A 22,698-nucleotide genomic window follows, 5' to 3' on the forward strand; every position below is an offset into this window, starting at 1 on the left:
CGTCCGTGCACTTTATTCAACCTACACCACACTTAATTCGGCCGTCCACGAATTTTTTCATTCTAAGCTTGCAAAGCTTTTTGGATTGATTTTTTCATGGCTTCTACAAAATTCTGACGTGTTTCATTCTTTAATTCCAGCAGGGACAGATAGGGGTTTAAATCTTCCAGTTCTACTAATAAAAGTTCACCTTGCTCATTCCGGCAGGCATCAACTCGTTGGATACCCCAATCAAGATTGTTCCATTCAATAAATCGTTTAGCAAAGGCCAAGTCTGCTTCAGTAGGTATATATTCTTTTAATTCCCACCTTTTCTCTTTATTAGGCGCATAAAGGGCATACTGAAATTCCATATCGATAAAATAAAAAGAGACTTCATACTCAAAGTTGATAAATGGCTGTACCAATGTGTTCTTTGATTCTGAATCCATTTTATCTCCCAATTCTTCTTTCGTGGCAAATTCCAAACCGATGGAATCTGCGCCGTCCTTCGGCTTCACTATAAACGTTTCCACATTAGGAAGTTTATTTAAAGATTCAAGTGTATCGATGGTCGGAATGACGGGGAATTGAGCATTCGTCAGTTCAATTAAGTATTCCTTCCCGTTCATATCAGCCTTTCCAACAAATGAATTGTATGTTTTCAAATGACCAGCAGCCACTCTATTACGGAATGCTAGATACTTATCTTTAAAATTGGCTACTGGACCGGCATTTCGAAAGACGATCAAGTCAAAATCCTTTTCAAACGTTTCAATGTCTTCAGGATGGCAAAGTACTAACTGAAAATCTTCTCTAAGCTTCGAAGTAAGAAACAAATCCTCCTCATAATAATTTCTTCCTTTTGCTTCATAGTATAAATCCGTTACGAATAATAGTGTCTGCATGACTCCTGCACCTGCTTACCGTTATTTTTATTGATTAGGTTAAAAACAAAAAATCCCGTCTCATTAAGAGACGAGATTTGAACTCGGGGTACCACTCTTGTTTAATAAAATGCTTCGAGAGCATATTACTACCCTTTACAAACGCACAATAATACGTTGTCCCATATAACGGGGGAAACCGGTAAAGCTTACTGAAGATTCGGCTTTACTTCTCGGGGATGATCTTCGGTTATATTCTGGACACTGGCTTTCAGCAAAGCACCAGCTCTCTTTGGAACAGAAACGATAACGTACTCCTTCCCTTCATGGAATTTTACATTTTGGTGAATTTGAGTAATTGTACAATAGTCAGAAAATAAAATCAATGGTTGTTTCACTTAGTATAGGACGAAAAAGGGATATTGATAGAGATATAGAATTACTATTCAAGAGAAGCACCATTATTTAATAGGAGATGTTAGATTTGAAAATGGTAAGGGTTTTTCATTACGATGCGTTCAGTATTAAACCGAATAAAGGAAATCCGGCAGGTGTTGTTTTAGATGCGGATGGGCTGACGGAAAAGGAAATGCAGGATATAGCGCTGAATGTGGGGTTCAATGAAACCGCTTTTCCCATGGAGTCCGATATTGCCGATCTTAGAATCCGTTATTTTACACCGGGACATGAAATGAATCTTTGCGGACATGCGACAATGGCTACTATCCATGCACTGAAGACCAGGGGATTATTGGATAAAGATGAGCTGATGATTGAAACAGGAGCGGGAATATTGCCAATCAAGATCCATTCGACGGCGGATCAAGAGATATATATTACGATGAAGCAGGCCGCCCCGCAGTTTGAAGCGTTTAGCGGAGATAAGGGTGGCTTAGCCAGTTCCCTCGGACTTGATATAGAAGATCTGGAAAATGAATTACCTATTGTTTATGGAAGTACAGGTTTATGGACTTTACTGGTTCCGGTAAAAGAGCGCAATTCATTCAAAAAGATGAAGGTGAACAATAGACTGTTTCCGCAATTATTAAAGGAAATGCCAAGAGCTTCCGTTCATCCCTTTTGCCTGGAAACGGACGATAGTGATGCCCATATGTATGCCCGGCATTTTTCCTCGGATTTTCAGGTACGCTTGAAGACCCGGTTACAGGAACGGCTTCAGGTGTAATGGGCGCTTATTATGCAAAATACATAAAGGATGATCTTGAAGATGAGGTGCATCTGTTAATCGAACAGGGACATGAAATCGGAAAGGATGGCAGGGTTCGCGTTACGGCTACCAAAAACGATGAAACATACGATATTGAAATCACCGGGAATGCTGTCTACGTTAAAGAATTTGAAGTGGAAGTCTAAATGTTCATGCAAAGGAGGATGGGCGGTTGAATGATAAGCATAAATGAAAAAGGTATATTGAACACGTAAGAACCCTGTGCTAAGACGTTTCATGTCTTAGCACAGGGTTCTTGTGAATCATTCTCCCATGCTCATTCTTTTTAAAACGACCGCAGTCAGAAACACGGTCACGCAAATGATTGAGGTGGATACGACAATCGCTGTCGGTATAGTCATTGGAAATTCTTCCTTTAGATGATGGTCACGCCGCTAAGATCACTTTTGCTCCATGTAAAAAGCATACTATTTTTAATTTTACTAATTTGCCAGATATAAAATCCGCTTGGAAGGGATTTATCATGCTTCATGGAAGTAGTATGTAAGGGGGTGGGAATGTTGAACAATTCGTGGAATAAAGTGATTTATAAATTTTGGTCTCCAATTTATGACAAAATCTTTAACTCTCATTTCTTTTTAGATGCCAGGAAAAGAATGTTTGAAGAGATGCATTTTCATGATAATGCAAAGGTTCTGTTTGTGGGCGTAGGTACGGGGGCCGATTTGGAGCTGATCAAGAACCTTGACCTTGAGATAACGGCGATAGACCTGTCAGCCGATATGCTAAAAAAAGCGATGGGGAAATTTGATGATGCATCGATCAATTTCCTCGAGATGGATGCACAGCATATGGAATTCGATAATGAATCGTTTGACTATATAGTGGGAAGTTTGGTTCTTTCCGTCGTACCTGATGCCAATGAATGCCTTCGGGAAATGATCAGAGTTTTAAAAGGGGATGGAAAAATAATACTATTCGACAAGTTTATTTCTAAAGATGAAGTGCTTTCACTACCCAAAAAGCTTCTGAGGCCCATCATTCGATTTTTAGGAACGGATATTGGCTTGAGGTTTGAAGACTTGTTCAGTAGGCATGTTAAGAATATGAAAATTGAAGAAGATCGACCGATCATGCTGAATGGAATGTATAGAAAGATAATCATTAGTAAACGGATGTGACAGGAAGTTGGCGGAGGGATGTTTCAGAAGTGGATTGGGAGTCGGATTCAAAGACATCTGGATACATCACAGAGCTGAGTTTTGTTGTTTGGAAGCTTAACCTAATTTGCTGTAAAGAGCATGTAATATTTTACATACTTATATAAAACCCATGTCCTTTCTAACATGGATAATGAGCCGATCATCGGGTTATTAAGTAAGAATGTAACATACTATCAGAAGGCTGTTCGAACGCATCTTTGATACCTTTAAATTCCAGTGATCATCATATAATCAACAAGTCCAATCGTGTCTGAACGTCCTATGTCACGCATTTTTGATGCAGCTGTTACATAGGCACAGGCCAAAATCAGTATAATTAAATGGTGGGATACAATGGGAAGAGGTGATGGTTTTGTCCGAGACGATAACAACCTATGAAGATCTATTGAATATGCTCGACTCGTTATTGCGTGAGCCAACTGGATTCTGGAATGGTTTTTATGAAGACCGCTCAAAAGGGGTTCCCTTTTTCGGAAATTTCCCTGATGAAAATTTGGTTACATATTTTGATGGTGGGTTAATCCGGCCAGGAAAGGTTCTTGAGCTTGGGTGCGGACCTGGAAGAAATGCCATTTACCTTGCTCAAAAGGGCTGTTCCGTTGATGCGGTGGACCTTTCGAAGGAAGCCCTTGAATGGGGGAAAGAACGAGCGGCAGAAAAGAACGTGCACGTGAACTTCATTCAAAGGAATATATTTGATTTGGACATTGAGGAAGGGCGATATGACTTCGTCTATGATTCAGGTTGTTTTCACCATATTGCCCCACATCGAAGGATCAATTATTTGGACATGGTGGAAAGGGCGTTAAGGCCTAAGGGATTGTATTCGATTACTTGTTTTGTCGAGGGCGGCATATTGGGTGGTGCCGATATTTCAGATTGGGAAGTATATAGGCAAAGAAGCCTTAAAGGCGGATTAGGTTTTACGGAAGAAAAACTCAGAAAGATCTTCACGGATTTTGAAGTGATGGAAATACGGAAAATGAGGAAAATGGAACAATCGGATGAAACCTTTGGGGTTCAAGGTTTATGGACGGCCTTATTTATGAAAAAGTAATTCTTATAAGAAAGTCGAAATGGGGTTTAAACGGAGGATCAGGAATCAGGTCCTTTTTTTTGTAAAGGGGTGATTTGTTAACAAAAATTAAAAATGGTAAACTATAATAATAGATGAACCAGAATAGTAGATGAAGGTTTTACTGAATTTTTTTTGAAAAACAGTGGTTGTATGGTTTCAAAAACAGCTGGGAAGGTATATGGAAAGAGGGGCCATTGGGCTTTTAGATCATAAGGTTTTTTAAGTATGGAAGAGGTTTTCTTCGATGCTTACTTTGTTGATAATTTTTCAATACCCTGACAATGCTGATTTCAGCGTTAGATTTATCGACTGCTTTTTATAAAAAACTAAATAGGAGGAGTTTATGCACAGAAATAAAGAATTATATTCCTTTTTATTGGGTGTGGCAGCACAATTGACTGAGGAATGGTACGCAACGTTGAATAAAAACGATAAGGCGGGGGTTTACAGCTCACTCGATCCCAATGTGATTAAAAAACTTAAGCAGCAAAATAATGAATTCCATTTACGTTTCTTTCAGGTCTTTGATACAGAGGAGAGGGAATTCTTTGAGCAGCTTGGTGAGTGGATTGAAGAAATCGGTCAGGATGAGCAGCATTTAAACACACCTATCTATTTTATATTGAGGGAGTTTTTTCGAACGCAAGAGCAATACCTGGATTATATTGACCGGTTTGTGGGATTGCATGGAGATAAATATACGCAGGCGGAAATAAATTCCTGGTATCGGATAGTGGTGAAGGTGTTCAGCGAAGTGATGGAGAAGTTTACGGAAGCGAATCATAGGTATGCTAATAAAATCATGAAGGCCCAACAGGCAACGATCGATGAATTGAGCACGCCCATCATTTCCCTTAAAGATAATACGGCGTTACTTCCCCTGATAGGCGATATTGACACGGCGAGGGGCATGTCCTTGCTTGAAAACACATTACAAAAGTGCGCCGAAAAAAATGTCACCAGGCTTTTCATTGACCTCTCGGGCGTTCATGCAATAGATAGTGCTTCCGCCCACCAGCTGTCGCAATTGATTGAATCCTTACATTTGATCGGAATTCAAACAACCCTTTCAGGACTTCGGCCGGAAATAGCCATGACTGCCGTTAAGCTTCAACTGCCTTTTGATAAAGTGACGATAAAGTCCACTCTTGCCCAAGCGATCAGTACGATAAAATAATACATACATATTCAGGGCATGGGGATACTCGTTATAAATTTCATCGAGAAGATCGCCATATGGCGGTCTTCTCGCATGTATAATGCTTGCATTCAAATGAAGAAGAGCCGGAACCTGCCGGGTTATTCAATATTGGCAAAGAAGGCTAGATCTTCTTTATTGCCAACCACTAAAAGCATATCTTTTTCATGGATATCCTGATCCGGTGAGGGTGCTATGATAATTTCCCCATTACTCACGATGGCAATGACGCTGATATTATATTTTGCCCGCAAATCAAGCTCCCTGAGGCTTTTTCCCTTCATGCTCATGGGGAGGAGGATTTCCTCGATATTGTATTCTTTGGAGAGCTCTATATAGTTCAGCATGTTAGGGGAAAGAAGCTGATTCGCGACCCGTTCCCCCATATCCCTCTCAGGATAGATGACCCAGTCGGCACCGACCTTAGTGAGCACCTGACCATGATTTTTATTAAGTGCTTTGGCAATGACCTTTTCGACCCCAAGCTCTTTTAAAAGCAAGGTAGTTAAAATGCTGGATTGCATGTCATTTCCGATGGCTACGATGACACAATCGAAATTACGGATTCCGATTGATTTCAATGTCTCTTCTTCAGTCGTATCCGCCATGACCGCATGGGTAACGCTAAGTTCCGCATTCTCGACTCTTTCCTCGTTGACATCAATACCCAATACCTCTTGGCCGGCCGTATATAATCTATGGGCCACACTGGTTCCGAATCTGCCTAAACCGATCACGGCATATTGTCGTTTTATTCCCATCCTGTACACTCCCTCATTTATGATTAACCAATCATGATTTTCCCTTTTGGACGGCGGAAAGGATCTGGTTTGCGCCTCATGGCGATAGCAAAGGCCAAAGTCAAAGGACCCACACGGCCTGCAAACATCGTGAAAATGATGAGCATCCGGCCAACCGGTGATAATTCTGGGGTCAAGCCCATTGAAAGTCCCACTGTGGCAAATGCTGAAGTGGCTTCAAATAAAATCATCAAGAAATCAGTTCTGCTTTCAGTGATGGTCAGCAGAATGGAGATGATTGAAACCATGAATACGCCAATGAATGTAACGGATAATGCTTTAAAAATCGTTTCATTCACAATGCGGTGACGGAATAATACCACATCACCCTTTCCTTTAATCTGTGACCAAACCGTACCGACAAGCGTCGCCAATGTAGTCGTTTTAATCCCGCCGCCAGTCGATCCGGGTGAAGCCCCGACGAACATCAGAAAAATGATGAGCAGTAATGTTGGCTGAGTTAAATCAGGGATATTCAGCGTATTGGAGCCTGCCGTCCTTGGTGATACCGATTGAAATAATGATGACAGCGTTTTACCCATGAGAGATAAAGGCTGCAATGTCTTGGCATTACCGAACTCGAATAAAAAGATTAAAATTGCACCTGTGATTGTAAGGGTCAAGCTAGTCGCGAGAACTATCTTCGTATGTACGGATAAACGATGGGTGTCACGATATTCGTATAGTTCATTCATCACGATAAAACCTATTCCACCAAACGTGATGAGGAAGACGACGGTAAGGGTTACGAATGGATCCGATACATATGGGGTCAAACTCCTGAATTCCCCCATTAAGTCAAAGCCGGCATTATTGAAATTCGATATGGAATGAAAAACCCCGTAATAGATCGCTTTGCCGAATGGCATGTCAAAAGAGAAGCGAATCGATAAGATAAGAGCACCTATGCCCTCAATGATGGCCGTGAAAATTAGTAGCCGTTTCACTAACCTGACTACACCTGCCATGGATAGATTATTTAAGGACTCCTGCAAGAGTAACCTGCCTTTTAAAGAAATCTTTTTGCCTAAAAGGAAAAAGAAAAACGTCGCAAATGACATGAACCCTAAGCCGCCTATCTGAATCAGTGTTAAGATGACCAACTCACCAAAAGTGGTGAAGGTCGATCCCGTATCCACTACGACCAGCCCTGTTACACAAGTAGCGGAGGTTGCGGTAAATAAAGCATCCAGAAAAGAAAGGCCATTCCCACTTTCAGTGGAAATCGGCAGGGTCAATAAATAGGACCCGATAAGTATCAGGATGGCAAACCCGAGTACAAGTATTTTTGGCGGATCCAACAAATTTTTTGCTTTTATCAAATTGATCATCCCTACCTATAAAAATGAAATGTGTAAAACTGTATGAATATCTTAACCATCAATCCTCATTCCGAATCTTTTTAAAGGCATAATAAAAAGACCTGCGAAAAACCTCGAACGGCTATTTTGTCACAAAAAGCGTGCAAAATAAGCTCCCGAAATAGGCGGTCTTATGACCTCCTTCGCTTTAGCCGACGAAGTTAGCTGACGGGTAGGATGGCGAAAGAGCTGATCTCATCCCTTCTGCAAGGCAGAATTAACCCCAAATGATTGGGTCCTCCGTACTCAAGTCCCTTGAGTTTAGGCCGAAATATATTAAATTGATAAACGTATTCTACTCCCATCATTTAGCAGTTGTAAACCCCTAAATCGTAAAAAAATATTTCTTTAACAAGACTGAAAATTTACGTTTTATTTACATTTAAAAAACGTATTGACAAATATTAGTTAGCACATTATGATAGGTTCGATTAATCCGATTATGATAACCGGCATCGATGTACTTTATTCAATACTTTCAAGCAGAACAAGCTATTGCCAATCAAAATTTGTAATATATATATTATGTTTCTTTTGTAAAACATAAAGAAAAAAGCATTGCATTTCGTATTTAAAGATTCAATACATTTTATTAAAAAGGCGGGCAATTATGGAGAAGACGTTCAATAGATATGTTATTAATGCTACAGGCAAGGGTGGCCAGACATATTTAACACAATGCCAGGATAAAGATGCACTAAGGAAATGGATAGCCGATCATGAGGATCAAATCATCATGGATGAGTTAAGGATAACGGATAAGAAAAAGAATCCGTTTTTAAAATTGTTTTCCCTAAGGTAATCAACTGAATCCAACATTCATTAGCGGTATTCAAATTATGTATTCCCTGTGTTCTATCCGGAACGCTGAGCGAAAAATCCATATCTTGTTTTGCTTTGAAACTCATTTATTTTGAATGAGTTTTTTTGCGTTATGTACATTATAAAACCATTAATGTTAAAATTTAGTAATGGAGAATGTAGACGTAAAGAGGAGAAAAGTAAATGAAATAACCACTTTCCAAAAGAGCCTCGAAAGCAGCCGAGGATAGTTTGGGATGTATGGTGACGCATAGAGGTGGCACCGCAAATTGACCTCGTCCCGAGACGCATTGCTTGGGGACGGTTTTTTTTATTGTTCGGTCAAAGGGGGAGAAGCGATGACATTAAGAAATAAATTAGTATCCTGGAAATACCCATCCATTCTATTGTGCGGAATTGGTATCTCCAACTTCGGTTCTTGGGTTTATTTCATTGCACTTAATTTAATCGTTCTGGATATGACTGATTCAGCCTTGGCGGTAGCTGGACTTTATATCGTTAAACCGATGGCTGCCATATTTACGAATGTGTGGGCAGGCAGCGTGATCGATCGGATAAATAAGCGGAATCTTATGGTGGCACTTGACCTATTTCGCACGGTATTCATAGCCTTGCTGCCATTGACTTCTTCTATTTGGGTCATCTATTCCCTTGTCTTCGTGATCAATATGGCAGGGGCCATGTTCGTAACAACATCAAGGTCGTATATTACAAAATTAATTCCCGTTGAACAGAGGAAACGATTTAACTCATTACGAAGCTTAATGGATTCTGGAGCTTTTTTGATTGGACCGGCGCTAGCGGGGATCCTTTTCTTGATTGGTACGCCCGTTTTGGCGATTTATATTAACGCGGCTGCCTTATTACTATCCGGTATCATCACTCTATTCATGCCTAATCTTGAAAAGGATCATCCCCTTGAACAATCCAGTCACTACCTGTCTTGGACCATCATGAAAAAGGATTGGGGCATCGTCCTGGACTTCAGCCGGAAATCTTCCTATATCATGCTTATTTATTTCTTATTCAGCTGCATGGTGGTGATGGAAACGGCGATCGATTCCCAAGAAGCTGCGTTTGCCAAGGCTGAGCTCCTTTTGTCGGACAGCGATTACGGATTCCTTGTAAGCATCGCCGGGGCAGGCATCATTGCGGGTGCCATAGTCAATGCCGTATTCATCAGTAAAGTGCAAATCTCGCACCTAATTGGTCTTGGAACTTTATTTGTCTCGATAGGTTATATGATCTATGCCTTTTCGAATTCCTTTTCACTGGCCGCCATCGGATTTTTTATCATTGCCTTTTCATTGGCTTTTGCCAACACAGGCTTTCAAACCTTTTATCAAAATAATATTCCGGTGGAAATCATGGGCAGGGTCGGAAGTGTTTTTGGTTTGTTAGAAGCTTTGTTGATCATCATGTCTACCGCAATTGTTGGTGTTTCAGCTCATTTCATTTCGATTAGGTTCGTGGTGATTTTAGGTTCCATGATCATGTTCGCTTTATCAATTTTATTGTCGTTGCTTAGTATGAAGTCCTCGAAGAGCAGATATTATTCCGTTGGTGATGTAGAGGTAGAAACGAAGGAAAAGTTGTAATCTGATTTAAAGGCATGTTGATTGAACATGCCTTTAATGAATCGTTCATTGGATGAATGTGCGCAATTGACTGATGAAGTTCAAGATTTGAAAATGGATTTTCGCCATTTCTTCCGCCGTTTGTTCTTCACAATTCTCCAGCCACTCCTGAATCACCCCTAAAATCGCCGATGTCAGGAAGGCGTGCATATACATGCGGAATGCTTCATCTTTAGCTGCTGGATGCAGGCTGATCAAACGCTCCAACAGTATTTCACCGAATACGCGCTTAATTTTTTTGGCAAAAGAAGGATCGCCCTGATCACCAAGAATGGCCCTTAATGCGTTGGCATGTTCACTGATGAATTGAAAAATCGCTACGAAAGGCGGGTAAAGTTGCTGTTGATGAAGAGCCAAAAAAGCCTCTTTCGGCAAAATGGCAGTAATGCGGGTTTGAAGTTCATTTAACAATTCCTGCTGTAAGTGATCCATCAATTCATATTTATCTGTGTAATGCAAATAGAATGTGCCCCGATTAATGTTGGCACGCTCTGCAATTTTCTTCACTGATACATGTGAGAACCCCTCTGCATCAACGAGTGCAATAAAATGATGTTGTATCTGCCTTTTCGTCTTTTGTACCATATCCTCATGAATCGATGCCATGGAATGTCTCCTTCACTAAACATTTTTCCAAATGTGTTGATTGTATTAGAACAAATGCTACCTTAGAATGATGTTACACTCAACACCGTGTTAATTAAAGAGGGAGGATGTGTGTGCAATGAGAAATGCGATTTCCATTGAAGGAATTGCTAAGGGTTTTCATCAGAAAAAGGTCATTCAGCCATTGTGCCTGAATATTGAAAAAAACGGAATTTTCGGCTTATTAGGTCCATCCGGATGCGGAAAGACGACCTTGATTAAAATGATTGTCGGATTGATTAAGCCTGATGCGGGTAAAGTCATGGTTCTGGATCATGAAGTGCCAAATGAAGCACTGTTAATGGATGTCGGCTATATGGCACAGTCCGATGCTTTATATACAGAACTGACGGGAGCTGAAAACCTCGAATTTTTTGCGAAGCTATACCGTTTTTCGAAAAAGGAACGAAGGGAACGCATTCAATATGCAGCTGAAATCGTACAGCTGACGAATGATTTGAAGGTTCGGGTTGCGCATTATTCCGGGGGAATGAAACGCCGTCTGTCATTGGCGGTTGCACTCATCCAAAATCCGGAGATTCTCATTTTGGATGAACCGACAGTAGGAATAGACCCTTTACTGAAACAATCGATTTGGCAGGAACTTGAGCGGTTAAGAAATGAAGATCATAAGACGATCATCATCACGACGCATGTGATGGATGAAGCTGAACGATGCGATAAACTGGCAATGCTGCGTGAAGGTGAAATCATCGCGGCAGGAACCCCCGCAGCTTTAAAAACACAATTTGCCGTGGATACGCTTGATGATGTTTTTTTAAGGATTGGAGGCGGCCTAAAATGAGAATTGCCTCTCTTGTTACTCGAATTACACAGCAGATGCGCCGGGATCGAAGGACGCTCGCTTTATTCTTCCTAGCTCCTTTGCTCATTTTAACGCTCATGTATTTTATTTTCGATACAGAAGCAAGTGATTTGAAAATCGTTGTTACAGGCAGTGATGAAGCTATCGTTAAAGCATTGAAGCAAGCGGATTTTCAAGTAACGGCTGCTGAGGAATTTTCACAGAAAAAAATGATAGAAAATGATACGGATGGCTGGCTGCATGTTGAAAATGGGAAAATAAAGCTGACACTATTGAACGACGAACCGACCCGTGCAAAGGCTGTTCAAATGCAAATGATGCATGGCTTGCAAGGGAATGAAAAAAACACTCCTTCCATTGAGGAGCAATATGTATACGGAGATGCCAACACCAAGAGTTTTGATACTTTCAGTCCGATGCTCGTGAGCTTTTTCGTTTTCTTCTTTGTATTTTTAATAGCGGGGATCGCGCTTTTGAAGGAGCGCACAAGTGGTACGTTGGAACGGCTGCTTGCCACCCCGATTAAAAGATACGAAATCGTAGCGGGCTATGTGATTGGATATGGCTTATTTGCTCTCGTTCAAACCACAATTGTCGTACTATATGCTGTCAATGTATTGGATATCGTCCTTGTTGGCTCCATTTGGCTCGTTTTACTGACGAATATACTGGTCGCGCTCGTTGCATTATCGCTTGGTACATTACTATCGAGTTTCGCGACTTCTGAATTCCAAATGGTACAATTCATTCCGCTGGTCATCGTGCCGCAAGTCTTCTTTACAGGGATTTTCCCATTAGATGGCATGTCAGACTGGCTGCAAAAAATCGGCAAGATCATGCCTCTCTATTACGCATCTGATGCCATGAACGGCATTATGTACAAAGGCTTCACGTTCAATGAGATTTCACTGGATCTGCTCATTCTCCTGGCCTTTGCCGTCGTTTTCATCACCATCAATATCATTAGTTTAAAAAAATACCGTGCACTATAACTCTTTAAAAAAGAAGCCGGATTCCTGGAACATGAGGAACCGGCTTTTTTGTTTTACTGGAGAAGATCCGATTTTAGTTGAAGGTCGAATTATCTGGATGCAGGTCGAATTATCCTACGAATCGGTTGAGTTATTCGAAAAAGCTTCTCCTTGCCGGGTTTCTAATGACAGGTTAATGCAGTTTGTTGACGGGTTGTTAAAGTTGTCCTAGGATATAAGGATATGAATTGATTTGGTAATAAATAGAAGGGGGAGTTATATGTCTCTAAAATCGGTCATGCTTTCCCTTTTGCTGTCGCAAGCAATGTTTTTGTGCTGTTTGCCTTTTTTTCTTCAGCTTCTATTATATTTGAATCCTTTGGTGATCATGGTTGTCTGGTTTTGTATACTTCTTTTCGTTTCGTTTGCGGTTCTTTATTTTCGAGGTGAAACGATCAGAATTCCGCGCCTTTTATGGCAGTCAGTATTGTTTGGCTACAGTTTATCATTATTGGTTTTGCTGTTCTTTCGACCAGAAGGGCAGGTATATTCGTATAATTTGATTCCTTTTTCTACGATTCTTTCATATTTAACGAATGAAATGAATGGGCTTGTATCATTTTATAACCTTAGCGCCAATGTGGGGCTGTTCATTCCATTCGGCCTGTATTTGTTGTCAAGGGAAGGGAAAGAGCCCTCCGCTAAAAGGAAATTTCTATATCCATTACTTTCGATTTCAGTCATCGAAATCTGTCAGTTTGTTTTTCGGCGCGGAAGTTTGGATGTCGATGACCTGATCCTGAATGATTGGTGTTTACCTGGGGTATATTCTGCATCCTTTGTTCAAGAAAGTCGTAGTGTTCCGTTCTGGAAAAGTAAAAGGATGAGAGGCCGTACAAATATTTTAAATGAAAGGGTGTATTTCCATGTATAGCACGTTAGAAGAATTATCGAGCCATCCGGTGTTTCATTATTTTGCAGCGATTTCCAAAATCCCGAGAGGATCGGCTAATGAAAAAGCGATCAGTGACTATCTGGTTCGCTTCGCTAATGATAGGAACCTGGAGGTGATCCAGGATGAGGAGCTGAATGTGATTATCAAAAAGCCTGCCACAATCGGATATGAAAGTGCACCTACAGTCATTATCCAGGGGCATATGGATATGGTTTGCGAAAAGAACAAGGGAACGCTTCATGATTTTGAGAAAGATCCGCTTCAATTAAGGATTGTGGGAGATATGTTGTATGCAACGGATACAACATTGGGGGCGGATAATGGAATTGCTGTTGCTTATGCTTTGGCATTATTGGATGCCAATGATATTCCGCATCCCTCTCTTGAAATAGTCATAACGACTGAAGAAGAAACGACAATGAACGGTGCACTTGCCATTGATCCGGCTCACTTCAAGGGGAAAATGATGATCAATATCGATTCGGAGGAAGATGGAAAGCTGCTGGTCAGCTCTGCTGGAGGAATACGCGTGCGGCAGGTCCTGCCAATCGGATGGGAAACGGCTTCTATTGTTGATGCTGTATCTTATAACATCAGGATTAAAGGGTTGAAGGGCGGACACTCCGGTATGTCCATCCATAAGGAAAGAGGGAACTCCAATAAACTTTTGGGCAGAGTATTACATGAATTAACGACAGACTTCCCTTGCTGCATACAGCAAATGAACGGGGGCTTGAAAGGGAATGCGATTCCTCGTGAAGCAGAGGCCACTGTACTGATTTCTGTAGTAGATGTTCAGAAGATAACGGAGAGACTCCAGAAATGGGAGGATATTTTTAAAAATGAACTGCAATCTTCCGACCCTGAAGTATCGATTAGGTTTGAAAAGATTGAAACAATTTCTTCAAACGTTTTTTCCAAAGAGACGGTGTCTAAAGCCATTACCTCCTTACTGGTAATCCCGCATGGCGTTCAAGGAATGAGCATGGGGATAGAAGGATTAGTGGAAAGTTCGACGAATCTAGGGGTCGTTACAACAAATGAAGCGGAAATGATATTCGAAAGTGAAATCAGGAGTTCGGTCAAAAGCATCAAATATAATTTGGTCACGCAGGCAAAGGCGATTGCCGACATGCTTGGGTGCAACCTGAAGAGACATACAAAGAAAAATATCATGAAGATATTGAAATCATCGCAGTACATGCAGGGATCGAGTGCGGGGTATTCATAGATAAGATACCAGGGCTGGATACTGTTTCAATCGGACCGGATATGTTTTCCGTGCATACACCTGAAGAACACTTAAGCATCCCTTCGACCATAAACAACTGGGAATACTTTGTTTACACATTAAAGAGAATGAAGGATTTATAAACAACTGCATGTCTGGGGACAGTTGAATTCAATAGATTTGGAGACATCCTACCGTTAATCGATAGGATGTCTCTTTTTTAGTTGAAATGAGGAACAGCCCGATGATATAAACATTACACTTTATTGTTTTGTACTTTTCTTAGCTAGCCATTTATTTTGCAGGAGTGTCACAATTTCTTCAATCGATTGTCATACAGTAAAAAGCCAGAAAGTGTAACCTAGTCTTAATCAAGGTTGGGGATGAGGCCATTCAGAACTTTTGTCGACAAAAGGAGTTCTATCTAAATGTAAAACAAAGTTGATTGGAGCGGGTGTGCGAGACTCCTGCGGGAAAAGCGCGTCCAAGGGAGACCCCACAGGCGCAAAAGCGCCGAGGAGGCTCCCGGACCGCCCGCGGAAAGGGAGCGGATTTCTGAAATCAGCTGGAATGTTTTCTTGAAAAAACTGTAGGCTGGTCTCATCCCGAATTATGTTTAAGACTAGTTTATCCTTTAAGTTTTTTTACTGTAAATCTTAGCGGATTTCTAAAAATCAACTGGAACGTTAAATAAAAAAACTGCAGGCAAACTGGCTTTTCATCGAATTTTTGTCTACATTCTGAAAGAAACTGAGATTTCTTTACAATCGTTATAAAATAAACTATTGTAAAGAAAACCTATCATTAATTATTGTTCGAAATCATTATGTATAGAGGAAGGTATATGGAAATATGGGTGTAAAGTATAGAATGGTCGTAGAACAAATGGAGAAAGAAATATTAGAAGGAAAATATACATTAAATACAAAGTTACCTACTGAAGAAGAGTTGATGAAGAAGTTCGATGTCAGCAGGAATACCATTAGAAAAGCAATCAACATATTGGTTGAGCAGGGGTATATCTATCAAGTGCAAGGAAGCGGCATATTCCTAAGGGAGTTTTCCAGACCGGGCTGCATTTCGATGAGGGATATGAGTGGCTTAACCAAAGTGTTTCCAAATGATGAAATGAAAAGTAAAGTGTTGAAGTTAGAATTAATTGAAGCTGATGAAAAATTGGCCAAGCAAATGAAATGCAATGTAAAAACCAAAATATATAACCTCAAACGGGTTAGATATTTAAATGGTGAACCCATTGTAATAGAAGAGTCTTTTTTCAATAAAGATATCATTCCCATCATAAATAAAGAAATTGCAAATGGTTCCATTTATGAATATATAGTCGAGGATTTGAAGTTGAATATTGGTTTTGCAGATAAAATCATTTCGTGTGAAAAACTAAATGACGATGATGCCAAGCTTTTGGACTTGCAGCCAGGAGATCCAACCTTAATAGTTGAAAGTACGGTCTTTTTAAAAGCGGGAGCCGTTTTTGATTTATCAATCGAGAAGTATAATTATACTTCAGCCAAACTGTTAACATTGACTTAATGAGGGCAGGAAATTCTTTCAGGATTTATATTAAAAGATTCCGGAGATATGATCGATTAACGATAACAGAGTATAATATTCAAACAAAGAGCGACTGCATTAATTAGCAATCGCTCTTTTATTTATTTTAGTATTACTTGATTTATTATTAGTGAATTCATATATTCCTGCCCCATTGAATACCTGATAAGTACTGGAAATTTCATTAAACAGAAAAGAAATTTATAGCGGAATTAATGAAACAGAAAACTTTGTTCTTCGTATATTAAATATATGGAAAAATAAGGAGGGGTTAAAATTCAAGAAGATTAAAGATTAATAGATTGAGGAAATTTGTATTCTTATCAATCGATGTATTGGAAATGGGGAATCTTATGCAAAAAAGGATGAAAAGAAAATTATTTCATTTATATACAGGAGAATTGATGGCAACTGTGATTTTTGCTGTACTGTGGGTTTTGTTTCTGGTGCAGCATGATTGGTCCGAATCCTACTTAACTTCATTTTCATCTGTGTATGCGTTCGTCCTACTGGAATTTATTTTGCTTCAAGGAAGTTTATATTGGTTTCTTAAATGGAAACGGGCAAAAGAAAACCATTACGCTCATTTACCTTATACGCAATTACGGATTTTTCTATTCTTTAAAAGGTTCAACCTATTCCTTATTGCCATAGGAATAGCAGCCTTTTTTTATCAATTAAAAGCATTTGAATCAGGAGTTTTTTGGTTTTCGTTTCTTTATGTTTTTGCCATCATCGAGCATATTAATTATTATCACTTCAGGCTTTCCTATCAAAGTCCAGAGGAAATGAGAGAATTCATTCGCCAAAGAGGTTTAAGGAAATCCATTTTAGCAAAGGAATTGAATGAGCTTAAATAAGATTTATTCGGTGTGAATGGGAGATATCGATTCACACCGTTTTTTTAATTCATTACTCTTTTTCCCCAACGATCCCATAAAACAAAATCTTCATAATATCCTCAGTCAAAGGCAGGATGCTTTGATAAACCTCTTCCCGTTGAATATATTCATTCATCGCTTTTATATAAAATAAAATCGCTTCATTAGATAAGTCCGGATCAACATATCCTTGTTCCTTTCCCTGGTTAAACAGATCAATAAAGCGTGGCAGGGCCTTTTCTGTATATATTTTTTCCATATAATTGATTCCGGAAGTATATTCCCTCATTAAATATTGATAAAAATCTTCATGAATTTGTTTCGCAGTTTCATTCTTCGTGAACATGAGTTGCTTTATTTTTTCAGGGAAAGCAATGTTGCTGGCAAGTATTTGTTCAAATTCATCCAATGCCTTATCTGTATAATAAACAAAAACCTCATGAATTAGATTATGTTTGCTTTCGAAGTAATTATATATCGTTACTTGAGATACATTCGCTTTTTTGGCTATTTCTCCAATCGAAATCTTTTGGACACCATACTCCATGAACAAAGCTAAGGCAGCCTCTAGTATATTCAATTTTTTTTGTTCCCTGCGGCGTTGAAATCCGTCCATTTATTTCACCTCAACCTTAGTTTAATTAAAAATATGTAATAGAACAATAAAATAAGTTCATAAACTATTGTCAGGAATTATTATTTTATATATTATGAACTAAATCGATAAAAATATTTCATAATTTCTTTTCAGAGGAAGAGGTGGATGAGGAATGTCAGTATTGAAAACAACGAATTTAACGAAAAGTTTGGAAAGTTTACCGCTTTAAATGGTGTAAACATTGAAGTGAATAAAGGTGAGGTATTTGGATTCATCGGTCCTAATGGTGCTGGAAAATCGACAACGATCCGTGTGCTGCTCGGGATTTTAAAAGCGACGGATGGAGAAGCGAAGATTTTTGGGAAGGATGCATGGAAAGATGCGGTTGAAATTCACAAGCGAATCGCGTATGTTCCGGGAGATGTGAACCTATGGCCCAACTTAACAGGCGGGGAAGTTATTGATCTATTTGTTGAATTACGCGGGGCGAACAATAAAAGCAGACGCGAAGAACTAATAAAAAAATTCGATTTGGATCCTTCCAAGAAATGTGGAACATATTCAAAGGGGAACAGGCAAAAGGTTGCTTTGATTGCTGCTTTCTCATCTGATGCCGACCTTTATATCTTGGATGAACCAACATCAGGTCTAGATCCATTGATGGAAAGGGTTTTCCAGGAATGTGTGATGGAAGCGAAAAATGAAGGGAAAAGCATTTTACTTTCCAGTCACATTCTTTCTGAAGTGGAAAGGTTATGCGATAAAGTAGGCATCATTCGGCAAGGACAAATCATTGAAACGGGAACATTGGATGAGCTGCGTCATTTAACGAGAACAAGCTTGCTTGTCGAAACGAAGCAGCCTATTCCTGCTTTAGGGAGTGTAAACGGTGTTCGGGATATCGTGAAGAAAGACGAAGCATTTTCATTCCAAGTGGATACAGATGAATTGGATAATGTCATGAGATATATAAGCCAATTTGGAATTGTGAAATTGGAAAGCGCGCCGCCTACATTGGAAGATTTATTCATGAGCCATTATGAAGGTGAAAGGAAGACTTCTGATTCTGGGGCGGGAGGTGCGTTATAATGGCGAATCAGTCCTATCAGAATACAGGAAGACTCTCCCGATTCATCGTACGGCAAGATCGGATTCGGATCCCGGTTTGGATAATTTCCCTATCTGTCCTTTCATTTATGGTTGCAATGGCATTCACCGATCTGTACCCGACTGGGCTAGAAAGGCAAACCATTGCAGAAACGATGAGGAACCCTGCAATGACAGCGATGGTGGGGAAAGGTTACGGCCTGGAGGACTATACAAACGGAGCGATGATGGCGCATCAAATGTTACTTTTAACCGCTATGGCAGTTGGGATAATGAGTATTTTACTTGTTACGCGCCATACACGCGCAGATGAAGAGGACGGCCGTATCGAAATGATCCGTTCTTTGCCGGCTGGCCGGTTGGCTAATTTATATGCAACCATTTCCGTATCGTTTGGTACGAATGCATTGATCGCGTTAGTAACGGGTTTCGGATTGTATGCTCTGGGAATTGAAAGCATGGATTTGGAAGGTTCCCTTATGTATGGAGCTGCGTTAGGGGCAACCGGTATTTTCTTCTCGGCGATAACGGCATTATTTGCCCAGCTTACGGAGAGTGCGCGAGGTACGATTGGTTACTCCATCACTGTATTGCTTCTTTCTTATCTTATTCGGGCGATAGGGGACGTCAGCAATGAAACACTTTCCTGGTTTTCACCATTGGGTTGGGTTTTAGGTTCAGAGGTATATGTGAATAATTATTGGTGGCCAATCATCCTTACGATCGGTGCGGCAATCATTTTGGTTGTACTATCTCTATATTTGAATGCCATCCGTGATTTGGAAGCTGGATTCATACCGGCTAAGCCTGGCAGAAAATATGCTTCATCCTTTTTAAAAAGTCCGCTTGGTCTCGCGCTAAGGCTTCAGCGTACAGGATTAATTGCGTGGGCAGCCGGGATGTTCATTTTAGGAGCTTCTTACGGTTCCGTTTTAGGTGATTTAGAATCCTTTTTTGCAAAAAATGAAATGATGGCCGAACTATTGACGCCAGTTGAAGGCTATTCCCTGACGGAACAATTCTTGACAATGTTGATGTCAGTCATCTCCATGATATGCACCATTCCGCCATTAATGGCGATGTTAAAGCTTAAAGGGGAAGAAAAAAAGAATCTTACTGAACATCTACTGAGTCGCGCTGTATCCCGTACAAGGCTTATGGGCAGCTATCTTATCATCTCCGTTATTGGCGGTTTTCTTATGATTACGCTTGCTGCAATCGGTCTTTGGGCAGTCGGGAATTCAGTGATGGATGAAGGGATTGCTTTCGGCACTTTATACAGTGCAGCAATGGTCTACCTGCCTGCGATGTGGATCATGATTTGCATTGCAGTGCTGTTCATTGGCTTTGTACCAAAATTATCTGGCTTGACTTGGCTTTACTTGACATACTCAATCTTAGTCGTTTATTTAGGGGGAATGCTTCAATTCCCTGAATGGATGGGTAAACTAACACCATTTGGCCATATTCCGAAACTTCCTGTTGAAGATATCGACTTCATGAAAGTATCCATGCTTACCATCATAGCCGTAGTATTACTGGCTGTTGGCTTTATCGGATATAACAAACGGGATATCCGAGGTTGACGATTCAACTATGATTCTATTATTCCTGAAAAAAGCCTGATTCCTCGTTGTTTCAAAGAGAAATCAGGCTTTTGGTTATTAGTCATGGGAAATTAATAATAGTACACCTAGCGCAATGATGATAAAGAATAAATAGCTTTCGAATTTCTTCGCAGGAATTCGCTTATTCATGAAGATACCGAGACCTGTCGCAAGTAATATGGCTGGAATGGAATAAGCATATAGAATAAATGAATCGGCGGTCCACAGTCCGCCTAGCGCATGACCCGTCACGACCAGGATTCCGGAAATAAGAAAATGGGCTTGCAATGTTCCGCGAAATCGATCTGGATTCCATCTTCGTAACGTTCCATAGACGACAACCGGCACTCCGTTAAAATTATAGGCGCTGCCAAGGACTCCCGACGCAAAACCGAACGGCCATACCCAGCCCTGCGAGTTGAGTAAGGGTTTATCCACAGCCTGAAAAAGTTTTTGCTTTAGAAGAGAATATCCTCCATATGCAATCAAAAAAACACCGAGTGCAGAAGTGACGATCATAGAAGGTGCGTAATGCAGCAAAGCGAGGCCGGCTGGTATGCCGATGACCGTTGAAGCCGCCAACCTGATTAAAACCGAGCGTTCGATATGCCGCCATCCGCTAACGACGGTTAGCGAGGCAACGGTAAGACCAGCCAATCCAATCAGGGAAACCGAAGTATTAAGCGGAATGTGAAGTAAGGCAAGCAGCGGCATGCTGACAATCGCTTCACCGAACCCGAACATTGTCCGCATCAAGGCGCCGATAAAGACTGCCGCCACCACCAATATGATGCTGCTGATCGTCATTTTTTCACCTCCTGAAGCAAAAATTATCCTTTCTGTAATTATACCATACCAATCCATAATTATATTGAGGTAACTATGTTTTGAAAGAGGTTATACAAGATCGTTTACGCTCTTCGTGAAGTGTTTGAATTGGTTTTTAATGGAGAGATACACAGAATGGTTTTAAGTGCTCAGGGAGCTGAAATAAGAGGGATATAGTGGGGCCGATTCTTGAGAAGTGTGGTCGGGAATTCTAAGATAAATGGGGGGAACACAGGATTGTTGTCTTTTTTGTGGAAATGTATTACGGAGAAGCCCATTTAAGGAGGCGTTTTTTTGGAATTAACCATCATTAATACGTTTACAGATCAACCTTTTAAAGGAAACCCTGCTGCAGCCTGCCTTCTTACAGTGGAAAGTGACACCGAGTGGATGCAGCGAATAGCTAAAGAGATTAATATGCCTGTTACCGCTTTTATTCAACCTCAAAATGGTGAATGGAAGCTGCGATGGTTCACACCTTCCATTGAAATCCCGATTTGTGGACATGGGACGCTGGCAAGCTCTTTCTTTTTATGGGATAAAGGATGCGTGCCAAGGAATCAGCCGATTGCCTATCATACGAAAAGCGGGCTTCTCACTGCAAAATTCGTTGAAGGGATGGTTCAGTTGGAATTTCCGTCATTAAGGGAGAAGGAGACCGCTGCCCCTGATTTACTGATAAAGGCTTTAGGTGTTGTGCCTGCGTATGTTGGGCAAAACAAATGGGATCTTCTAGTCGAAGTTCAATCAGAGCAAATCGTAAGGAATTTAAAGCCGGATATAGATTCCATTGCCCAATTGCCGGTTCGGGGCGTCATTGTAACGAGTCAATCGGATAGCAGTGAATATGATTTCGTTTCACGTTTCTTCTCCCCTGCCCAAGGCCTTGACGAAGATCAAGTAACGGGCTCGGCCCATTGCTGTCTGGGACCATATTGGAAAAGAAAGCTGGACAAAAGTATTTTTATAGCCTATCAGGCATCGGAAAGAGGCGGACTGCTGAAGGTTGAAGTAACGGAAAACACAGTTAAACTTTCTGGACATGCCGTGACAATATTCGAAGGGAACTTAACCATTTAATGCAGGGGAGGGTTTGAGAGGGTTCAATCTAAATCTTAAAACAAAGTTGATTGGAACGGAAGGTACGAGACTCCTGCGGGAAAAGCGCGTCCAAGGGAGACCCCACAGGCGCATAGGCGCCGAGGAGGCTCCCGGACCGCCTGCGGAAAGCGAGTGCCTGGAGTGGAAATGAACGTTCGAAATTTACAACTCGGCAATCCTTCTTAATGAAGGTTTGCGCCCT

The 22,698-nt window shown here is 40.7% G+C and carries 18 protein-coding genes, 3 pseudogenes, 1 riboswitch and 1 other annotated feature; of the genes and pseudogenes, 15 read left to right on the forward strand and 6 right to left on the reverse strand.

What is annotated here, in order from left to right; translation table 11 throughout:
* Positions 1–62: 62 nt before the first annotated feature.
* Entirely contained in the window at positions 63–887 is an 825-nt protein-coding gene (locus tag V3595_RS25945) for an ATP-grasp domain-containing protein (RefSeq protein ID WP_485910599.1), read from the reverse strand.
* Positions 888–950: 63 nt separating this feature from the next.
* Positions 951–1,203, reverse strand: a binding site (T-box leader).
* 147 nt (positions 1,204–1,350) lie between these two features.
* Here V3595_RS25945 and V3595_RS25950 point away from each other — a divergent pair.
* The 4 genes and pseudogenes from V3595_RS25950 (at position 1,351) to V3595_RS25965 (ending at position 5,533) form a co-directional block, all read left to right on the forward strand.
* Positions 1,351–2,240: pseudogene (locus tag V3595_RS25950) on the forward strand (PhzF family phenazine biosynthesis protein).
* Between the two features lie 375 nt (positions 2,241–2,615).
* Positions 2,616–3,236, forward strand: coding sequence for a class I SAM-dependent methyltransferase (locus tag V3595_RS25955; protein ID WP_485910601.1), 621 nt, complete (start codon positions 2,616–2,618; stop codon positions 3,234–3,236).
* Between the two features lie 394 nt (positions 3,237–3,630).
* Positions 3,631–4,335: a methyltransferase domain-containing protein gene (locus V3595_RS25960; RefSeq protein ID WP_485910603.1), complete on the forward strand. Its 705-nt coding sequence runs from the start codon at positions 3,631–3,633 to the stop codon at positions 4,333–4,335.
* A 364-nt stretch (positions 4,336–4,699) separates the two neighbouring features.
* Positions 4,700–5,533: an STAS domain-containing protein gene (locus tag V3595_RS25965; protein WP_485910605.1), complete on the forward strand. Its 834-nt coding sequence runs from the start codon at positions 4,700–4,702 to the stop codon at positions 5,531–5,533.
* 122 nt (positions 5,534–5,655) lie between these two features.
* Here V3595_RS25965 and V3595_RS25970 read toward each other — a convergent pair whose 3' ends face one another.
* Both V3595_RS25970 and V3595_RS25975 read right to left on the reverse strand, forming a co-directional pair.
* Positions 5,656–6,315 carry a potassium channel family protein gene (locus tag V3595_RS25970; RefSeq protein WP_485910607.1) on the reverse strand — a complete coding sequence of 220 codons (660 nt, stop codon included), beginning with the start codon at positions 6,313–6,315 and terminating at the stop codon, positions 5,656–5,658.
* A gap of 23 nt (positions 6,316–6,338) precedes the next feature.
* Complete coding sequence (locus V3595_RS25975; RefSeq protein ID WP_485910609.1) at positions 6,339–7,676, reverse strand: TrkH family potassium uptake protein; 1,338 nt, start codon at positions 7,674–7,676, stop codon at positions 6,339–6,341.
* 174 nt (positions 7,677–7,850) lie between these two features.
* A riboswitch (cyclic di-AMP (ydaO/yuaA leader) is annotated at positions 7,851–7,993 on the reverse strand.
* Positions 7,994–8,325: 332 nt separating this feature from the next.
* On the opposite strand from V3595_RS25975, the gene V3595_RS25980 reads away from it, so the two are divergent.
* Both V3595_RS25980 and V3595_RS25985 read left to right on the forward strand, forming a co-directional pair.
* Positions 8,326–8,517 (forward strand): hypothetical protein, encoded by a 192-nt coding sequence (locus tag V3595_RS25980; RefSeq protein WP_076370632.1) that lies wholly within the window; start codon positions 8,326–8,328, stop codon positions 8,515–8,517.
* A 358-nt stretch (positions 8,518–8,875) separates the two neighbouring features.
* Positions 8,876–10,135, forward strand: a complete 1,260-nt coding sequence (locus tag V3595_RS25985) for an MFS transporter (protein ID WP_485910612.1) — start codon at positions 8,876–8,878, stop codon at positions 10,133–10,135.
* A 45-nt stretch (positions 10,136–10,180) separates the two neighbouring features.
* On the opposite strand, the gene V3595_RS25990 is transcribed toward V3595_RS25985, so the two are convergent.
* Positions 10,181–10,780 (reverse strand): TetR/AcrR family transcriptional regulator, encoded by a 600-nt coding sequence (locus V3595_RS25990; RefSeq protein WP_485910614.1) that lies wholly within the window; start codon positions 10,778–10,780, stop codon positions 10,181–10,183.
* 118 nt (positions 10,781–10,898) lie between these two features.
* On the opposite strand from V3595_RS25990, the gene V3595_RS25995 reads away from it, so the two are divergent.
* The 6 genes and pseudogenes from V3595_RS25995 to V3595_RS26020 all read left to right on the forward strand — a co-directional run bounded on the left by V3595_RS25995 (position 10,899) and on the right by V3595_RS26020 (position 17,234).
* A complete protein-coding gene (locus tag V3595_RS25995; protein ID WP_485910616.1) occupies positions 10,899–11,624 on the forward strand; it encodes an ABC transporter ATP-binding protein in 726 nt (241 codons plus the stop codon).
* Positions 11,621–12,637 carry an ABC transporter permease gene (locus tag V3595_RS26000; RefSeq protein ID WP_485910618.1) on the forward strand — a complete coding sequence of 339 codons (1,017 nt, stop codon included), beginning with the start codon at positions 11,621–11,623 and terminating at the stop codon, positions 12,635–12,637. The genes V3595_RS25995 and V3595_RS26000 overlap by 4 nt, the downstream gene beginning before the upstream one ends.
* Positions 12,638–12,896: 259 nt before the next feature.
* Complete coding sequence (locus V3595_RS26005) at positions 12,897–13,550, forward strand: VanZ family protein (RefSeq protein ID WP_485910620.1); 654 nt, start codon at positions 12,897–12,899, stop codon at positions 13,548–13,550.
* Positions 13,543–14,945, forward strand: a pseudogene (locus tag V3595_RS26010) (aminoacyl-histidine dipeptidase). The gene V3595_RS26005 and the pseudogene V3595_RS26010 overlap by 8 nt, the downstream one beginning before the upstream one ends.
* A 709-nt stretch (positions 14,946–15,654) precedes the next feature.
* Entirely contained in the window at positions 15,655–16,353 is a 699-nt protein-coding gene (locus V3595_RS26015; protein WP_402906154.1) for a GntR family transcriptional regulator, read from the forward strand.
* Between the two features lie 323 nt (positions 16,354–16,676).
* The gene (locus tag V3595_RS26020) at positions 16,677–17,234 is read left to right on the forward strand and encodes a hypothetical protein (protein ID WP_485910621.1); all 558 of its coding nucleotides are present in this window, start codon (positions 16,677–16,679) and stop codon (positions 17,232–17,234) included.
* 52 nt (positions 17,235–17,286) lie between these two features.
* Here V3595_RS26020 and V3595_RS26025 read toward each other — a convergent pair whose 3' ends face one another.
* Entirely contained in the window at positions 17,287–17,871 is a 585-nt protein-coding gene (locus V3595_RS26025) for a TetR/AcrR family transcriptional regulator (RefSeq protein WP_485910623.1), read from the reverse strand.
* Between the two features lie 154 nt (positions 17,872–18,025).
* Here V3595_RS26025 and V3595_RS26030 point away from each other — a divergent pair.
* Both V3595_RS26030 and V3595_RS26035 read left to right on the forward strand, forming a co-directional pair.
* Positions 18,026–18,942: pseudogene (locus tag V3595_RS26030) on the forward strand (ABC transporter ATP-binding protein).
* A complete protein-coding gene (locus tag V3595_RS26035) occupies positions 18,942–20,546 on the forward strand; it encodes an ABC transporter permease (RefSeq protein ID WP_485910625.1) in 1,605 nt (534 codons plus the stop codon). The pseudogene V3595_RS26030 and the gene V3595_RS26035 overlap by 1 nt, the downstream one beginning before the upstream one ends.
* Positions 20,547–20,624: 78 nt before the next feature.
* On the opposite strand, the gene V3595_RS26040 is transcribed toward V3595_RS26035, so the two are convergent.
* Positions 20,625–21,374 carry a sulfite exporter TauE/SafE family protein gene (locus V3595_RS26040; protein ID WP_485910627.1) on the reverse strand — a complete coding sequence of 250 codons (750 nt, stop codon included), beginning with the start codon at positions 21,372–21,374 and terminating at the stop codon, positions 20,625–20,627.
* Between the two features lie 315 nt (positions 21,375–21,689).
* Between V3595_RS26040 and V3595_RS26045 the strand changes: the two genes are divergently transcribed.
* Positions 21,690–22,475: a PhzF family phenazine biosynthesis protein gene (locus V3595_RS26045; RefSeq protein WP_485910629.1), complete on the forward strand. Its 786-nt coding sequence runs from the start codon at positions 21,690–21,692 to the stop codon at positions 22,473–22,475.
* Positions 22,476–22,698: the final 223 nt, after the last annotated feature.

Origin of the sequence: Bacillus sp. CFBP9009, from assembly GCF_036541465.1 — a bacterium.
GTDB lineage: Bacteria > Bacillota > Bacilli > Bacillales > DSM-1321 > Peribacillus.

Excerpts from the sequence above, each read along its gene's own strand:
- V3595_RS25945 (WP_485910599.1), bottom strand. The coding sequence starts at position 887 with ATGCAGACACTATTATTCGTAACGGATTTATACTATGAAGCAAAAGGA.
- V3595_RS25965 (WP_485910605.1), top strand. The coding sequence starts at position 4,700 with ATGCACAGAAATAAAGAATTATATTCCTTTTTATTGGGTGTGGCAGCA.
- V3595_RS25970 (WP_485910607.1), bottom strand. The coding sequence starts at position 6,315 with ATGGGAATAAAACGACAATATGCCGTGATCGGTTTAGGCAGATTCGGA.
- V3595_RS25980 (WP_076370632.1), top strand. The coding sequence starts at position 8,326 with ATGGAGAAGACGTTCAATAGATATGTTATTAATGCTACAGGCAAGGGT.
- V3595_RS25985 (WP_485910612.1), top strand. The coding sequence starts at position 8,876 with ATGACATTAAGAAATAAATTAGTATCCTGGAAATACCCATCCATTCTA.
- V3595_RS25990 (WP_485910614.1), bottom strand. The coding sequence starts at position 10,780 with ATGGCATCGATTCATGAGGATATGGTACAAAAGACGAAAAGGCAGATA.
- V3595_RS25995 (WP_485910616.1), top strand. The coding sequence starts at position 10,899 with ATGAGAAATGCGATTTCCATTGAAGGAATTGCTAAGGGTTTTCATCAG.
- V3595_RS26000 (WP_485910618.1), top strand. The coding sequence starts at position 11,621 with ATGAGAATTGCCTCTCTTGTTACTCGAATTACACAGCAGATGCGCCGG.
- V3595_RS26005 (WP_485910620.1), top strand. The coding sequence starts at position 12,897 with ATGTCTCTAAAATCGGTCATGCTTTCCCTTTTGCTGTCGCAAGCAATG.
- V3595_RS26015 (WP_402906154.1), top strand. The coding sequence starts at position 15,655 with ATGGGTGTAAAGTATAGAATGGTCGTAGAACAAATGGAGAAAGAAATA.
- V3595_RS26025 (WP_485910623.1), bottom strand. The coding sequence starts at position 17,871 with ATGGACGGATTTCAACGCCGCAGGGAACAAAAAAAATTGAATATACTA.
- V3595_RS26035 (WP_485910625.1), top strand. The coding sequence starts at position 18,942 with ATGGCGAATCAGTCCTATCAGAATACAGGAAGACTCTCCCGATTCATC.
- V3595_RS26040 (WP_485910627.1), bottom strand. The coding sequence starts at position 21,374 with ATGACGATCAGCAGCATCATATTGGTGGTGGCGGCAGTCTTTATCGGC.